At 32.3% G+C, this 15,940-nt stretch carries 14 protein-coding genes; 9 read left to right on the top strand and 5 right to left on the bottom strand.

All coding sequences use genetic code 11. The features are described 5' to 3' along the window. Position 1 precedes the first annotated feature (1 nt). The 9 genes from IRZ99_RS19135 to IRZ99_RS19095 all read left to right on the top strand — a co-directional run bounded on the left by IRZ99_RS19135 (position 2) and on the right by IRZ99_RS19095 (position 12,332). A complete protein-coding gene (locus IRZ99_RS19135; RefSeq protein WP_194658870.1) occupies positions 2-532 on the top strand; it encodes a mechanosensitive ion channel domain-containing protein in 531 nt (176 codons plus the stop codon). Between the two features lie 113 nt (positions 533-645). Further along, positions 646-1,761, top strand: coding sequence for an AI-2E family transporter (locus tag IRZ99_RS19130; protein ID WP_194658867.1), 1,116 nt, complete (start codon positions 646-648; stop codon positions 1,759-1,761). Positions 1,762-1,832: 71 nt separating this feature from the next. Beyond that, positions 1,833-3,665 (top strand): hypothetical protein, encoded by a 1,833-nt coding sequence (locus IRZ99_RS19125; protein ID WP_194658866.1) that lies wholly within the window; start codon positions 1,833-1,835, stop codon positions 3,663-3,665. Between the two features lie 196 nt (positions 3,666-3,861). Further along, the gene (locus tag IRZ99_RS19120) at positions 3,862-4,377 is read left to right on the top strand and encodes a hypothetical protein (RefSeq protein WP_194658863.1); all 516 of its coding nucleotides are present in this window, start codon (positions 3,862-3,864) and stop codon (positions 4,375-4,377) included. 219 nt (positions 4,378-4,596) lie between these two features. Then, the gene (locus IRZ99_RS19115) at positions 4,597-6,225 is read left to right on the top strand and encodes a hypothetical protein (RefSeq protein ID WP_194658861.1); all 1,629 of its coding nucleotides are present in this window, start codon (positions 4,597-4,599) and stop codon (positions 6,223-6,225) included. A gap of 205 nt (positions 6,226-6,430) precedes the next feature. After that, positions 6,431-8,962, top strand: a complete 2,532-nt coding sequence (locus tag IRZ99_RS19110) for a PIG-L family deacetylase (RefSeq protein ID WP_194658859.1) — start codon at positions 6,431-6,433, stop codon at positions 8,960-8,962. A 123-nt stretch (positions 8,963-9,085) separates the two neighbouring features. Then, positions 9,086-10,810 carry a sodium:solute symporter gene (locus tag IRZ99_RS19105; RefSeq protein WP_194658857.1) on the top strand — a complete coding sequence of 575 codons (1,725 nt, stop codon included), beginning with the start codon at positions 9,086-9,088 and terminating at the stop codon, positions 10,808-10,810. A 204-nt stretch (positions 10,811-11,014) separates the two neighbouring features. Then, positions 11,015-11,623, top strand: coding sequence for a hypothetical protein (locus IRZ99_RS19100; protein WP_194658855.1), 609 nt, complete (start codon positions 11,015-11,017; stop codon positions 11,621-11,623). A gap of 79 nt (positions 11,624-11,702) precedes the next feature. Next, positions 11,703-12,332 (top strand): MCP four helix bundle domain-containing protein, encoded by a 630-nt coding sequence (locus tag IRZ99_RS19095; protein ID WP_194658853.1) that lies wholly within the window; start codon positions 11,703-11,705, stop codon positions 12,330-12,332. Here IRZ99_RS19095 and IRZ99_RS19090 read toward each other — a convergent pair whose 3' ends face one another. The 5 genes from IRZ99_RS19090 to IRZ99_RS19070 form a co-directional block, all read right to left on the bottom strand. Then, positions 12,333-12,746, bottom strand: a complete 414-nt coding sequence (locus IRZ99_RS19090) for a nuclear transport factor 2 family protein (protein ID WP_194658851.1) — start codon at positions 12,744-12,746, stop codon at positions 12,333-12,335. Positions 12,747-12,748: 2 nt separating this feature from the next. Further along, complete coding sequence (locus tag IRZ99_RS19085; protein WP_194658849.1) at positions 12,749-13,273, bottom strand: TetR/AcrR family transcriptional regulator; 525 nt, start codon at positions 13,271-13,273, stop codon at positions 12,749-12,751. Positions 13,274-13,430: 157 nt separating this feature from the next. Next, positions 13,431-14,273, bottom strand: coding sequence for a DUF2911 domain-containing protein (locus IRZ99_RS19080; protein ID WP_194658847.1), 843 nt, complete (start codon positions 14,271-14,273; stop codon positions 13,431-13,433). 69 nt (positions 14,274-14,342) lie between these two features. Then, positions 14,343-15,005: an HAD family phosphatase gene (locus tag IRZ99_RS19075; protein WP_194658846.1), complete on the bottom strand. Its 663-nt coding sequence runs from the start codon at positions 15,003-15,005 to the stop codon at positions 14,343-14,345. A gap of 182 nt (positions 15,006-15,187) precedes the next feature. Further along, positions 15,188-15,904, bottom strand: coding sequence for a ThiF family adenylyltransferase (locus IRZ99_RS19070; protein ID WP_194658844.1), 717 nt, complete (start codon positions 15,902-15,904; stop codon positions 15,188-15,190). Between the last annotated feature and the right edge of the window lie 36 nt (positions 15,905-15,940).

Raw genomic sequence — 15,940 nt, 5'->3', positions numbered from 1 at the left:
TATGTTTTCTTTTAAAGAATATAGCCAGGAATTATTAGCTACAGGAATCCTTCTTTTGGCACTAGTCGCATTACGTATAATTATCGCAAAATTAATTCGACGTTATGCAAGTACTAGTCAGTTATTAGAGCACCGAACTAATCTGGTAATCAAATACATTCATTTATTGATGAATATATTGGTTACGATAAGTTTGATTGTTATCTGGGGGGTTGACACCAAAGATCTTTTCATAACTATTTCCTCCATTGCAACAGTAATTGGGGTCGCCATGTTTGCTCAATGGTCTATTCTGAGCAATATTACTTCCGGAATGATTTTATTCTTCTCTTTTCCTTTTAGAATTGGCGATACGATCAAAATTCATGATAAAGATTTTCCAATTGAAGCTGAAATTGAAGATATTAGTGCTTTTCATGTCAATTTAAAAACCAAAGAAGGCGAAAAAATCATTTTTCCGAATAACCTTTTGCTTCAAAAAGGAATTTCAATAATGCCGGTACAATACGAGGACAAAGAGTTTTTCGATTAATTTGAATGGGAATTTTGTAACGTTAATTAGGAAACGTAGAACGGTATTTATCTAAAAAAAAGGAATTTTGTTTAGACTAGTTCAGATTTTTAAACCTAATTTCTATAACCAAAATGATCCGTTCAATAAAATTGCCATTTTATGCCAAACTTTCCCTTATACTTGTAAGTTTAATATGTTTTGCTGTAATATTCTGCTTAGGAAAAGACATTATTACACCTGTATTAATGGCTTTTTTATTCGCCGTTTTACTGCTTCCTGTTTTTACATTGTTAAATGTTAGGTTTAAGTTTCCACGGCATCTTGCAGCAATACTATGCGTGCTTATGTTTGCAGCATTTATTGTCGGAATATTAGTTTTTATATCGTACCAGGTAAAAGATATTGCCAATGACTTTGAAGCTATTAAGAAAAATACCAATTATTTTATCACTGAGGTGCATAAATTTGTAAAGGATAATTTTCATATAAGTATTGGAGAACAAAAAAAATACCTGGACACCGTAACAAAAGATTCCGTTAAAAATAGCGGTGCGGGCACTGTTGGTTCAGCAATATTATCTATTACAGATCTGCTATTAGATTGCACTATCATTCCTATTTACACCTTTTTATTTCTTCTTTATAAAGATCATTTTATTCTGTTTTTAGCCAAACTAATTAACAAGGAAGACCATTCAGCCTTAAAAGATATTTTATCACAAATTAAAGTTTCAATAAACAATTACATTGTTAGTTTATTGCTAGAGATGATTGTTGTTTCTATCCTTACGGGTCTTGGTCTTTGGATTGTTGGGGTAAAATATTTTATTCTACTTGGATTAATAACCGGAATCTTAAATTTGATACCCTATATTGGAATAACAATTGCCGGTGTAATAACGCTTTTGGCTTCTTTAACCGGAACGCCCCAAACCTCAATGATTTTAAGTATTTTACTTGTAAATCTTGTTGTGCAATTAATTGATAATAATCTACTTGTGCCTTTAATAATTAATTCCAAAGTAGAAATTAATGCTTTTGTGTCTATTATGGGAATTATTATTGGAGGTTCTGCAGCAGGAATTTCAGGTATGTTTTTGGCAATTCCATTATTAGCGATTCTTAAAATTATATTTGAAAGAATTGAATCTTTAGAGCCTTGGGGATATCTGATGGGAAATCATATGCCCAGAAAATTTACATGGCGAATTAGAAAAGCTAAAATTGAAGCTAAAGTAAATCAATAGTAAGGATATTACTCTTATTTTACTTATATTCATACAAAAATCACTTTATAGTATAGCAAAAAAATACTTGAATGTCTTTAATTAAAAAAATAGCACTTCTTATCTTAATATGCTTTTGTACGCAAATTACTCAAGCCCAAGACAATACTAAAAAAGAAGATAGTAAGGTCAAAAAAGATAGTACGGAGATCTATACTAAAATTAGAAATTACTCCAAGAAAAATAAGTTTACACAAACGCTGCACAAACTTTTATTTAGAAGTAAAAAACCTCAAAAAAAAGAGAATCTTATTATCCCTCATGATTCTGCTGATTATAATGGAAAAATAATTAGAAAAATAAATATCATTACTTTAGATCCGTTTGGACATTCTCTTATTGATACAACACGGGAACCCAAAAATTGGGGAGAAAGAACAGGAAACAGACTTCATCTAAAAACGAAAAGAATTGCTATTACCAACTTATTACTATTTAGACGAAACTCTGTATACGACAGCTATAAAATGCAGGAATCTGAGCGTTTAATTCGTGCACAGAAATATGTAACTGCAGTTAGGGTTACACATGAATTGGTTGGTGTAGCTTCTGATTCTGTAGATGTTACCATTCGTGTTTTGGATTCCTGGAGTACTATTCCGAAATTCTCAATTTCCAGTAATCAGGTTTCTGTTGGATTTAAAGAGAAAGATTTTTTTGGTTCTGGTCAACAACTAGAATATCGTTTTACAAATCGTTTTGATGATGGGCGAAATGGAAACGATGTTACGTATACTGTTCCCAATATTAAGAATACTTATATCGGGGCAACATTCCATTATAATATTGATCTAGATAATAATTATTCGAAAACAATAAATATTGAACGTCTCTTCTATTCTCCCTTAACCAAATGGGCTGGCGGAGTATATGTTGGGCAAAATTTCAGAAAAGACACTATACAGGCTCCTGATATGACCTTTCAATATCAGCCTTTTAAATATAATTTTCAGGATTTTTGGGCCGGAAAGGCAACTAAAGTATTTGAAACCGAAAATGCAGGTTTAACTAATTTGATAGTTTCAGCGCGTTTTCTAAACGTAAATTATAGTGAAAGCCCATCAGACTTATATGATCCGACGAATTTTTATTCAGATGAAAAACTAATTCTATCCGGAATTGGACTTAATACCCGAAAGTTTATTAAAGACAGTTACATCTTTAGAAACGGGCAAACAGAAGATGTACCTATTGGCCGAATTTACGGGATTACACTTGGTTATCAATATAAAAATACCATGTGGCGGCCATATATAGGAGGACAATTTTCTTTTGGAAACTATTATAGATGGGGATTTTTCAGTACTAATTTTGAAGCAGGTACTTTTTTCCATCAATCCAAAACCTATGAAACGGCCTTTGCAATTGAAAGCAATTATTTTACAAAACTATATAGTATAGGAAAATGGAAGCTAAGACAATTTGTTAATCCGAGGATTGTTATCGGTGTAAATCGGGAAGATATTGTAGGCGATCAATTAAATATCAACGAGAAAAATGGCTTAGCAGGCTTCAACAGTGCCTTATATGGAACAGATAAAATGGTTTTATCACTTCAGACCCAGACTTATTCCCCTTATGCACTTTGGGGATTCCGCATGAATCCGTTTTTTAATTATTCAATTGCCGTTTTAGGAAGTCCAAATAACGCTATGGGCCGAAATAAAGCCTATCAGAAAGTGACTCTTGGCCTATTAATCAGTAATGACTATTTAGTTTTCAGTTCCTTTCAATTGTCATTGTCATACTATCCTACTATTCCAAATGATGGAGATAATGTTTTCAAAACCAATACTTTTGAAACCACAGATTATGGTTTACAAAGTTTTGAACTTGGAAAGCCACGAATTGTAGATTACAGATAGAGTTGATTTTTTTTTTTCACTTTTATTTTATTTTTAAACTTTTCAAAACAATTTAAAAATCAATAATTTATAAAACACTTAGCATTCCAACAATCGTTGAAGTGCATATTTTATCCGACGAAATACATTTTGTTTTTATTTTTGGCACAGTATATGAATATCACTATACAAGAGTAACATTAAAACTTAAAAAAAAATGAAAACAATAAAAATAGCAATCGCCGGATTATTCCTTTTGGTTGCAAATGCCACACAAGCCCAAGTCTCAATTAATGTTAACATTGGTACACCTCCAGCATGGGGTCCATCAGGATATGCTGAAATGGAATATTATTATTTGCCAGATATTGAAGCCTATTATGATGTAAGAGCATCGCAATTTATTTATTTTGGTGGAGGAAGATGGGTTAGAACAACTTACTTACCAAGACAATATAGAAATTATGACTTATATGGAGGTTACAAAGTAGTTCTGAATGATTATCACGGTAGAACGCCTTATGTATACTTTGATCGTCACAGAACAAGATATTATAAAGGATATCATGGTGCACCACAAAGACCTTATAAACCAAGACCGGTTTATGGTTATAATGACCGTCATGATAATCATAGAGATTATAAGCATTATGATAAACACGATCGTCATGACCATGATGATCACCATGATAAACATGACAAACATGATAATCATGGACATGGAAGAAGATAAAAGATTAGTAAATAGCTAATTTTCAGCACAAAAGAGTATCAAAAATTTGATACTCTTTTTTTATGCATGCATAGTATTTAATAAAAATGTTAATTTGCAAAACATTTTACATAAATGCATAAAAAACAAGCTGTTAAGTTAAACTATTCATAATATTTAGCTTATTATACTACAATTACACCGTATCTTTGCAAAATATTTTAAACCAAAATTGAAATTATGAAAAAGAGCGTTTATTTATTTTCGTTTTTAGCAATGTCACTTTTTACATTTTGTGATAACAATGATGACACTTCTACTGATAACCAGGCAAAAGAAAATAATATCGAAATCAACTCTGATGTTACGTCTTTAAATAAAAGGCTAGACCTTACAAATTCGGGCGTTATTACAATTACAAACACTTCGACATCAAAATTATTAAAAAGCAGCCAGGCAACTACTGATTTGCCTTTAGTACAAATTGCCGAAATAAATCCTCCAAAAGATAGTAACGGAAGAACCTTGCAGGCTAATCATGTTGCTGTAAACGGAAACTATGCTTATGTTGCGTATACTATGAGTGGCGATGTTTACTCTGGTGCAATTGATGTAATTGACGTTTCAGATCCTTACAAACCTAAATTAATTACATCGGCTTTAATTGCTAATACAGATATTACATCTCTTACGTATTCTAACGGAAATTTAATAATTGCAGGAGCAACAGATATTGACAAAAACGCTACTTTAACAAACCCATCAATTGTAATCAATATGCAATTGAGTTCAGGTTTGCTTACTGATAAATATACGATCAACAACCTTGAAGGAAAAGTTACAACTGATGTAGCTGCAAATTCATCATCCTATTTTGCTGTAACCGGAGATGCTGGAAATTTATACAAAATAAACAGTTCATCTAAAGCAATTACAGGAAAAGTAGCATTAGCAGATTTACGTACTGTAGCTGTAAGTGGTGACAAAATCGTTACTTTAAGCGGTACTAAAGGTGTAAACATTTACAACGAATCTAGTTTAGCTTTACAAAAAAGTTTCACTACATCTACGGATGTTAGCGGTGCAAAAAGAACAATGGATTTTGATGGTGCAAAATTATTGGTTTCTGAAGGGTACAATGGTTTAGGTGTTTATGATATTAACAGTGGATCTAAATTACAAACTATTGGTTTAACAACTGCTGGAGAAGACAATGTTACCAATGCGGTTTCTGTAAATGAGGGTTACGCTTTTGTTGCAAACGGAGCAGCAGGTTTAAATGTTTATCAATCTGGATCTCAACTTAGTTTAGTTGGAACAGTTGGAATTACAGGTTCGTCAAATTACGTAAAATCAAGTGGTAATTATATTTATGTGGCGAGTGGAAAAGGCGGTTTGAAAATCATTAAAATGGAAAAACCGAATACTACATTTGCAAATTGTTCTAATTATGGCACTTATAATCAAGGTCAGAATTTAATTTTAAATTCAAATGAAGTAAAATCATATTCAGGATCAACAGCTATTAGTTCTGTAATTGTTAATTCTGGTGGAATTTTGACACATTGTGGATCAATAAGCATTCAAAATACTTTGATTTTAAATAGCGGAGGAACTTTTAATATGAGAGGAACTTTAGCTCAGGGTAAATACCAGCAACAGAATCCAACAGAATTGATTATCAACAGTAATGCTACATTACAAATTGAAGGTTCTGTAGTAATTTGGGGAGATTTAAGATTAAACAGCGGTGCCAAAATTAATTTTATTGGAAATGACTCTTCTATTACTATTTACGGAAAAGTAACGAAAAACAGTGGTGTAACCATTACTGGAAACTATAAAGACACAGAAAACAAATTGAAATAATTTTCTGTAATCCTAAGAAATACCACATGATCTAAATTATTAGATCAATTCTCTTAAAAGCTGTTAGATTTTATCTGGCAGCTTTTTTTTTTGGAATAAATTTTGTTGAAAGAAATTCAATAACTAAACATTAACATTTCATTTAAATAGTGATCCACAATATAATTACTATTTTTGAAGCACTTTCAAAACACCACAATACGCTATGCGAAAAATTCAGTTACAAATTCTCTTCTTTTTTTTAACAGGAATTTCGATTTCATTTGCACAACAACCACAAAAACCAAATTCAATTGAGATTTACAATCAAATAAAAAAATTGAACTTTTTAGGTTCTGTTTTATATGTTGCCGCTCATCCTGATGACGAAAATACACGCTTAATTTCCTACATGGCAAACGAAATGAATGCCAGAACAGGCTATTTGTCATTGACACGTGGCGACGGAGGTCAGAATTTAATTGGTCCGCAATTGCGTGAATTACTAGGCGTAATTAGAACACAGGAATTAATTGAAGCCCGAAAAATCGATGGCGGAGAACAGTTTTTTTCACGTGCAAACGACTTCGGTTTTTCGAAAAATCCAGATGAAACTTTACAAATATGGGATAAAGATAAAGTGCTTGCTGATGTCGTTTGGACAATTAGAAAATTTCAACCGGATGTAATTATTAATAGATTTGATCATCGTTCACCGGGGACTACTCATGGACATCATACATCATCGGCCATGTTGAGTGTTGAGAGTTTTAAATTGACAAATGATCCTAAAATATATCCTGAACAATTAAAATATGTAAAACCCTGGCAGGTTAAACGCCAGTTTTTCAATCCGTCATGGTGGTTTTATGGAAGTCAGGAAAAATTTGACGCTGCCAATAAATCAAAATTCACCAAATTAGAAACAGGAGTTTATTATACCGGTATTGGGAAATCAAATCAGGAAATAGCAGCTTTAAGCCGAAGCCGTCATCAGTCTCAAGGTTTTGGAAGTACTGGTGCCCGTGGCGAGGAAACAGAATATCTGGAACTTATCAATGGTGAAACTCCGACAGAAAGAGATAACTTATTTGATGGCATCGATACTTCATGGAACCGTGTTAAAAACGGAAAACCTGTCGGTGAATTAATTTCAAAAATTATTTCAAAATACGATTTCACTAATCCTTCAGCAAGTATTCCGGACTTGGTAAAAGCATATACGATGATTCATACTTTAGATGATGATCATTGGAAACCTTTAAAAGCAACGGCAATAAAAAACATAATAGCCTCATGTTCTGGCTTATATCTTGAAGCAGTGGCCAGTGAACAGGAAGCAACACCGGGAAGTACAATCAAACTGAGCCTTGAAGTAATTAACAGAAGTCCAATTGAAATGCAGCTAACAAGCGTGACTTCTTTACCGGATAACAAAACAACGGTACAAAACAGCATTTTAAAAAATAATAACGATCAGAAAAGTATCCTTCAAATTCAACTTCCAGAGAATTTAGAATACACACAACCCTATTGGCTAAAAGAAAAAGCAAGCGTTGGAATGTACACCGTCTCAAATCAGGAAAACATTGGAATTCCGGACATTATCAGAGAAGTAAAAGTAGTTTTCAATGTAAAAATTAGTGGTGTTGAAATTCCTTTTGAGCGTATTGTTGTTTACAAATACAATGATGGTGTTAAAGGTGAAATGTACAACTTCCTTGATATTGTTCCAGAAGTTACCACTTCAATTTCTGAAAGAGTATTGATTTTTAAAGACACCAAAAGCAAAATGATTCCGGTAAAAGTTCGTGCTGGAAAAGATGCTATTACAGGGAATTTGCAATTAGATTTACCAAAAAGCTGGGTAGTTTCACCAAAACAGATTCCGTTTTCTTTGAGTAAAAAAGGAAATGAACAAACGTTTTATTTTGAAGTAACACCTCCGATTAATCAGGAAGAAACTGTTGCAAAAGCAATCGCAACTGTAGACAATAAACGTTTTGAAAAAGATGAAACTATCATTGATTACAGTCATATTACCAAACAAATGGTTTTAAAACCAGCTGAGTCAAAATGCATCCGAATTGACTTAAAAAATTCTGGAGATGCCATTGCTTATATTATGGGCGCGGGTGATGAAGTGCCGGAAAGTTTAACTCAAATGGGATATAAAGTTACCATTTTGAAACCCGAAGAAATTACGCCTGAAAGACTAGACTCTTTTAGCACAGTTATAACAGGAGTTCGTGCCTACAATACCGTAAATGCTTTAGCCAATAAACAAAAAATACTTTTTGATTTTGTAAAAAGTGGTAAAAACATGATTGTTCAGTATAATACCTACGGAAGAATGGTCACTGATCAGATCGCTCCATATTCGTTAAAAGTATCAAACGATCGTGTAACCGAGGAAAATGCAAAAATTACTTTCTTAGCTCCAAATCACCCTGTTTTAAACACACCTAATAAAATCACTGAAAAAGATTTTCAAGGATGGACACAAGAGCAAGGTTTGTATTATCCAGACCAATATGACTCTGCCTTCACTCCTATTATTTCGTCTCACGATAAAGGTGAATCTGCTAAAGATGGCGCTTTATTAATCGCACCATACGGAAAAGGATATTATATTTACACTGGTTTAAGCTTTTTTAGAGAATTACCCGAAGGTGTTGCCGGCGCATACAGATTGCTTTCAAATATCATTTCGTTAAAACAACCGATAGAAGCTCCTAAACAAGAATTAAAGAAATAAAAATCGCAAAACATGGAAGCTAAAAAACAAAAAAAATGGAAAAAGAGCTACACCTATGTTTTGGTAGCCAATGCTATTTACATCCTGATTTTTTTCTTAATCATGCAATTATACTCATAACCTATGCAACTATTTGACTGGATCGTACTTATTGTTACCCTTTTATTCATTGTTGGATATGGTTCCTGGAAAACTAAAGGAAGTAAAAACGTTGAAGATTTTATTCTGGGAAACAACGAAACGCCTTGGTATACAGTTGGACTTTCTGTGATGGCAACTCAGGCCAGCGCGATCACATTTCTATCTACACCAGGTCAGGCTTATCATGACGGAATGGGGTTTGTGCAATTCTATTTTGGTTTACCAATTGCCATGATTGTGATTTGTGTGACTTTTATTCCGCTATATCATAAAAATAAAGTTTACACAGCCTATGAATTTCTGGAGAAACGCTTTGATGTTAAGACGCGTTCACTTGCTGCCATTCTTTTTTTAGTGCAAAGAGGTTTAGGAACTGGATTGACTATTTATGCTCCTGCCATTATTTTGTCTGCACTTTTAGGTTGGAATTTAACTTTAATGAACATCATGATTGGTGTTTTGGTTATCATTTATACTTTTTCAGGAGGAACGAAAGCCGTCAACGTCACGCAGAAACAGCAAATGTTTGTGATTATGTCGGGAATGTTTATCACCTTTTTCCTAATTCTACATTACTTACCAAACGATATGACTTTTACCAGTGCGATGCATATTGCAGGTGCTAATGATAAAATGAATATTGTTGATTTCTCTTTTGATCCAGAAGAAAAATATACTTTTTGGAGTGGAATCACCGGAGGTTTTTTTCTGGCTCTTGCCTATTTTGGGACAGATCAGTCTCAGGTTGGTCGTTATTTGTCCGGGAAATCAGTTCGTGAAAGTCAGATGGGATTAATTATGAACGGACTTTTAAAAGTTCCGATGCAGTTTTTTATTTTACTGACCGGAGTTATGGTTTTTGTTTTTTTTCAGTTCAATCCAGTTCCATTAAATTTTAATCCAAATAATAAAATTGTAATTGAAAAATCAGCTTTTAAAGAGGAATACCACGCTTTAGAGAAAAAATTGATTACACTCTCAGAAGATAAAAAAGTAATTAATTTACTGTACATCGATCAGCTCAATCAGGATTACGATAATCCTATTTTGCGTAAAGAATTAGTGGCTTTATCTAACAAAGAAAAAGACCTTCGCGATCGCGCCAAAGAAATCATTTCAAAAGCCGACAGCAATAGTGAAACCAACGATAAAGATTATGTCTTCTTCCATTTCATTTTGCATTATTTGCCAAAAGGTTTAATTGGTTTATTGTTAGCGGTCATTCTTTCGGCAGCAATGTCATCAACAGCTTCCGGATTAAATGCTTTAGCTTCAACAACAGCAATTGACATTTACAAACGAAATCTGAAAACCGAGAAATCTGAAAAACATTATCTTAATGCAACCAAATTCTTCACTTTGTTTTGGGGAGTTGTAGCAATACTTTTCGCCTGCGTAGGTACTTTGTTTGAGAATTTAATTCAGCTGGTAAATATCATTGGATCCATTTTCTACGGAACTGTTTTAGGAATCTTTTTAGTCGGATTTTATCTTCGACGTGTTCAGGCAAAGCCCATGTTTTACAGTGCAATTATCAGCCAGATCACCATTTTTATTATCTATTATTTCATGATTTATACGCAAGAAAAACTAGGTTATTTATGGTTGAATTTTATTGGCGCTATATTGACAATAGTATTGGCATTAGTGATGCAGTTTTTGTTTTTTAAAAGTAAACCGGACGTTGAGAATGTAGTATCGGAGTAATACAATACATCATTTACTAAAAGCAAAAAACAAAATGATAGTGTAAACTTACTCATAATTCTGTAGAAATTTACTTTAAAAAACAGCTAAAACAAACCAATAATTAGACAATCTCTTTTCTAAATAAATAATTCTTGTGCTATTTGTAATTAAAAAAGCACTATTTTAGTATGTCTCAAAATCAATCTTAAACAAAGATTTTCAATGAAATTTTCAGAAGACATTCAAACATTACTTCCGTTAGGATATCTCTATCTTGTAATATTAGGAATATTAAAAGAGAGTTTTTTCTATTATCAATTTGGTATTAATATATTGAAATACTCTACCATCATGGACATCTTAATTAGTCCCATTGCTGAGTTCACTTCAAACCCTATAACTTTAGTACTCATCATTGTACTTTTTTCGTTTCATTTTTATTTACCAAAACTGTTGCTAAAACATCGCGAAAATAAAACGGTACAGAAAACATTTGAATTAAAATCTACGGCAGAATTATCACAACAGGAAGCAAAGAATTACTACAATTTAATTTCCTTCAAGATTTTTGCCATAGTATTATTGTCTTTTTTTATGGGAACGGGAGTTGGTTCAGGTTATTTTACTTTAAAAAATATTAAAAACAATAAAGCTAAGTATGATTATAAAGTGAATTATAATAGTGGCGAATCAGAGCAAATTTGCCTTATTGGCTCAAACAGCATTTATTATTTTTATACTGTAAAAGGAAGTAAAAACATGAAAATGGTACCAATTTCAGCTGTAAAAAGTGTCGAAAAAAGAATAAAAGGAAACTTTTTATCAAAATAAATATAAAAATGATTCCATTTTCTTTTTAGTATTACTATAGCATTTTTTGAACATATTCTGACCTAAAATTCGCATCACGATGAGAGATTTAAAGAAATACAGCAATAAAACAAAAGCAGCTTTCATTTTACTGATTGTAATGTTAATCATCTTATTGAGTAATTTCAATACGCTCCGAAATTCCAAAAATGTAAACGAAAACATTAATGCCATTTACAACGATCGTTTGATGGTTTCTCATTACATTTTTCAATATGCTAAAGAACTTCATTTTATAAAAAGCGAAGCCGAAAAACTAGATTTGAGTGATACTATTAAAAAAGATGAAATCATCCATACTCTAAAAATCGTTCACAGCATTGATGATCTGTATGCTAAAACCGTTTTAACCAATAAAGAAAAAGAGCATTTTGATGCTTTCTTAGCTTCCTGCAAAGAAATTAACAATCAGGTTGAAAATAAAAACTGGAATAAAATTGCTTATTCCAGCGGAGAAGCTCTTAAAACTCTTGAATCATTATCTCAAATTCAGATAAAAGAAGGCAAAGCAAAATTAGCCAGCGCCAACAAGATGTATAACGATAACAACAGTCTTGGACAACTCCAGATTGCATTGCTTATTATTTTAGGAGGTATTACCTTCTATCTTTTGATCGTGAAAAAAGTCAAAAGAAGTATCAAAATTCCAGAACCGCCAAGTATGAATTAATTATAACAGTTTTCGATCTTCTTTTTTAATTGCAAGATCATTTATGCTGGCAAATCTTTTTTGCATTAGACCATTCGAATCAAATTCCCAATTTTCATTTCCATAGGCTCTAAACCAGTTTCCATTAAGATCTTGATACTCGTACTCGAAACGAACTGCAATTCGATTTTCTGTATGTGCCCAATATTCCTTTTTTAGTTTATATCTGATTTCTTTTTTCCATTTTTGAGTTAGAAAATGAACAATTTCCTCTCTCCCATTTACAAATTGATCTCGGTTTCTCCATTCACTATCAACTGTATAAGCTTTTGAAACTCTTTCAGGATCCTGACTGTTCCATGCATCTTCTGCTAATTGAATTTTTTCTTTTGCCGTTTCTAAAGTGAAAGGTGGCAACGGTAATTTTTGTTCCATTTTTACGAAATTAAAGTTTTAATTATTTTTTTTGACTGTTCAATAAGTTGGTTTGATCTGAATAGCTGACTTTCGACTATACAACTCTCAAACAGTAAATAAACATGATCTGTTAATAGTTTATCATTGATAATATTCTGAAAATAAACTCTTAAATCCTGTTTATGACTTTGAATCACACTTAGGATCTTAATATTATCTGAAGCAATTTCAGAAAGTATATTTAAAAAACTACAACCTCTGAAATTTTCTTTTTTATTCATAAAGATCAAAAAATCAAAGGAAGCCACTACTCTTGTTTTAGTCTCTTTTTCACCAAGTGTAAATTCTTCTAATTGATTAAACCAAAAAGTGTGACGTGCTTCTAAAAAGGCGACACATAAATCTTCTTTTGATTTAAAGTGCTGATAAAAACTGGCTTTAGCTACTTTAGCCTCTTCAATAATTTGATTAATACCAGTAGCATTATAACCTTGCTGATGAAATAATACAGCTGTTTTCTCCAAAATTCTTTCTTTAGGTGACATCCGACTTAAATTTTTTAAAAGACAAATATATAAAACTTTTTAACCATACAGACAAGTCTGTATATAATTTATAAAAAAAGAATAAAAAAAATTCCAAACTCCAATGCTTATAAAAGTTTTGGAATTTGGAATTTAAAAATATTGGAATTTTAAAGCCTTATCTGCTCCACTCCGCAATACTATCTTTATTCATTTTTACGTAATCTTGATTATTAGCAGTTTCAGCAGCTGCTAATGAAGCTTTTGCAGTTTCAACAGCTCCTTTTTTATCACCTTGTTTTGCCTGAATCAATGATTTTAATCTTAAGATATAATATGGTTTTTCAGTACTCATATCTAACGATTTATCAACGTATGTTCTTGCAGTTTCAATGTTTCCGTTTGATTGGAACAAATACTGAGCTGCAGCAAAGTAGTCATTTGAAGATGGCCCGGCCAAAACTTTATCGATACTTGCGGTAGCCGTTTTTGCCGTTGGAACCTCGAATTTTAATGCTACATGAGAATTTTCCCAAGCCATTTCTAAATAAGCGAAATTTGGATCCAAACCATTAATTCCAATTGTAAAACTTTCAACCGGAGTTGGTAATGCATTTTCTTTAACTGTAGTTCTCAAGGCAACATAAGCATCGCTCCAGTTTTCTGGCAATCCCCAATTGTCTGTAGAAAGATAAAAAATTACTTCCCAGCTTTCGATTTTAGGGATAGTATAGATTGCATATTTTCCTTTCTTTAATGTTTTACCATCAATAACAACATCATCACTAAAATTAATGATTGTGTTTTCATTAGCTCCCGTTCTCCATAATTTACCAAACGGAACTAAATTTCCGAATACAGCTCTACCTCTTGCTCCAGGTCTTGAATAGGTAACTTCAACATCTGTTAAACCAACTGTTTGCTTGATATAAGCTTTTGGACTTGCCTGTGGTGTTTTTATCTGTGCTTCTGTAGCAAATGGAGCTAAAATAATAGCTAATGCAATAAGTATTTTTTTCATTATTAGGTTTTATTTGTTTGTTCAAATTTACAAATTCAATTAGGGAACAAATGTTAAATTTAACTTAATTCAAGCCTTTAACTGTGATATTTTTTGAGCATTCAATTCATTGAAATGATTGATAATTAAATCAGCATCTGATAAATCTTGTAAATTTGAATGCTGGCTTTTATAACCTATACAATAAATTCCTGCTGATTTTGCCGCTTTTACACCATTTGTACTGTCTTCAATTACAATACAATTTTCTTTTGGCGCAATAGACAAAGAAGCTGCGTGTAAAAAAATAGCAGGGTTTGGTTTCGATTGCGGAAAATCTTCCCCACTTACAATATGAGTAAAGTATTGATGTAAATTAAATCTTGTAAAGACACGTTCAATTGTAACTTTTGACGCAGAAGAAGCTAAAATCAACTGGATTCCATTAGCGTATAAATCTTTAATCAAATCTTCAACACCTTCGAGTAAATACAAATCTTCTTTAGTATCAAAAGCATCATTAAAAATATTTCTCTTTCTCTGAATTAAATCTTCAACTTCGTGATCAATAGTCGGAAAAAATCCTTTTAAACTCTGAAATGTATTTCGGGTCGAAAATCCTGTAAACGAAGTGTACATTTCCTCAGATACTTCAATATTTAACTCTGAAAATTGCTTGTAATAGGCATAACGGTGTACAGGTTCAGTGTCTACAATGACACCATCCATATCAAAAATTACTGTTTTTATCATCTTTTTTTAAGGTTCAAAGGTTTTGAGGAATAAAGGTTCAAAGGTTTTTTCTGTAGAGGCGCACAGCAGTGCACATTTTTAGCGGTTCAAAGTTTCAAGTTCTCATGTTTTGATAAATTTGACAAAATTTTACTCGATCCAGAACCTGAAACAAAGAAAACGTGAAACCTGAAACAATTTTTCTACTCTTTTTTAAGCAAATGACGAATCACCGTTTCTGCAGCGTGAAGGCCAAATAAGCCTGGCATATAACTGTTCGTTCCGTAGAAAGATTTTTTGAAGTTTTTTCCGTCGGTTAATTTTAAGCTTTTTTCATCCTGGATTTCAGAAGAAAATACCACTTTTAATTTGTTGATTTTTTCTGCTCTTAAACGTTTACGGATAGTCTTAGAAAAGTAACAATTTATTGTTTTAGAAATATCTGTCACTTTTACTTTTGAAGCTAACATTTTTCCGCCAGCACCCATGCTGCTTAATATTTTTACTCTTTTGCGTTTTGCCGCAATAATCAAATTAAGTTTTGGCGTAATACTGTCTATACAATCCAAAACATAATCAAATTCCGGAGAAACGATTTCAAAAGCTCTTTCCGGAGATAAAAATTCCTGCACTCGCGTTAATTTCAATTCCGGATTAATATCCATTAAACGGTCTCCAACAATAGTAATTTTTGGTTGTCCAACTGTTGAATGTAATGCTGGTAATTGACGATTAATATTCGTAATATCAACAACATCTCCATCTACAATTGTCATACTCCCTACTCCCGCTCTTGCCAAAAACTCAGCTGCAAACGACCCCACTCCTCCTAAACCAACTACCAAAACATTGGAGTTTTTTAAGTTTTCTAATCCTTCTTTTGTAAATAAAAGCTCGGCTCTTTCTGTCCACTCTGCCATAAAATCTTTTGTTTATTTTGTTTTGTTTTTTTGTTT

Origin of the sequence: Flavobacterium sp. LC2016-12 (assembly GCF_015351595.1) — a bacterium.
Lineage (GTDB): Bacteria > Bacteroidota > Bacteroidia > Flavobacteriales > Flavobacteriaceae > Flavobacterium.
The sequence above is the reverse complement of the archived record's forward strand: the minus strand, read 5'-3'. Positions and strand labels throughout refer to the sequence as shown.

Coding starts and splice junctions, on each gene's coding strand:
- IRZ99_RS19130 (WP_194658867.1), top strand. CDS start 646: ATGATCCGTTCAATAAAATTGCCATTTTATGCCAAACTTTCCCTTATA.
- IRZ99_RS19135 (WP_194658870.1), top strand. CDS start 2: ATGTTTTCTTTTAAAGAATATAGCCAGGAATTATTAGCTACAGGAATC.
- IRZ99_RS19125 (WP_194658866.1), top strand. CDS start 1,833: ATGTCTTTAATTAAAAAAATAGCACTTCTTATCTTAATATGCTTTTGT.
- IRZ99_RS19090 (WP_194658851.1), bottom strand. CDS start 12,746: ATGGAACAAAAATTACCGTTGCCACCTTTCACTTTAGAAACGGCAAAA.
- IRZ99_RS19095 (WP_194658853.1), top strand. CDS start 11,703: ATGAGAGATTTAAAGAAATACAGCAATAAAACAAAAGCAGCTTTCATT.
- IRZ99_RS19085 (WP_194658849.1), bottom strand. CDS start 13,273: ATGTCACCTAAAGAAAGAATTTTGGAGAAAACAGCTGTATTATTTCAT.
- IRZ99_RS19070 (WP_194658844.1), bottom strand. CDS start 15,904: ATGGCAGAGTGGACAGAAAGAGCCGAGCTTTTATTTACAAAAGAAGGA.
- IRZ99_RS19110 (WP_194658859.1), top strand. CDS start 6,431: ATGCGAAAAATTCAGTTACAAATTCTCTTCTTTTTTTTAACAGGAATT.
- IRZ99_RS19080 (WP_194658847.1), bottom strand. CDS start 14,273: ATGAAAAAAATACTTATTGCATTAGCTATTATTTTAGCTCCATTTGCT.
- IRZ99_RS19115 (WP_194658861.1), top strand. CDS start 4,597: ATGAAAAAGAGCGTTTATTTATTTTCGTTTTTAGCAATGTCACTTTTT.
- IRZ99_RS19100 (WP_194658855.1), top strand. CDS start 11,015: ATGAAATTTTCAGAAGACATTCAAACATTACTTCCGTTAGGATATCTC.
- IRZ99_RS19120 (WP_194658863.1), top strand. CDS start 3,862: ATGAAAACAATAAAAATAGCAATCGCCGGATTATTCCTTTTGGTTGCA.
- IRZ99_RS19075 (WP_194658846.1), bottom strand. CDS start 15,005: ATGATAAAAACAGTAATTTTTGATATGGATGGTGTCATTGTAGACACT.
- IRZ99_RS19105 (WP_194658857.1), top strand. CDS start 9,086: ATGCAACTATTTGACTGGATCGTACTTATTGTTACCCTTTTATTCATT.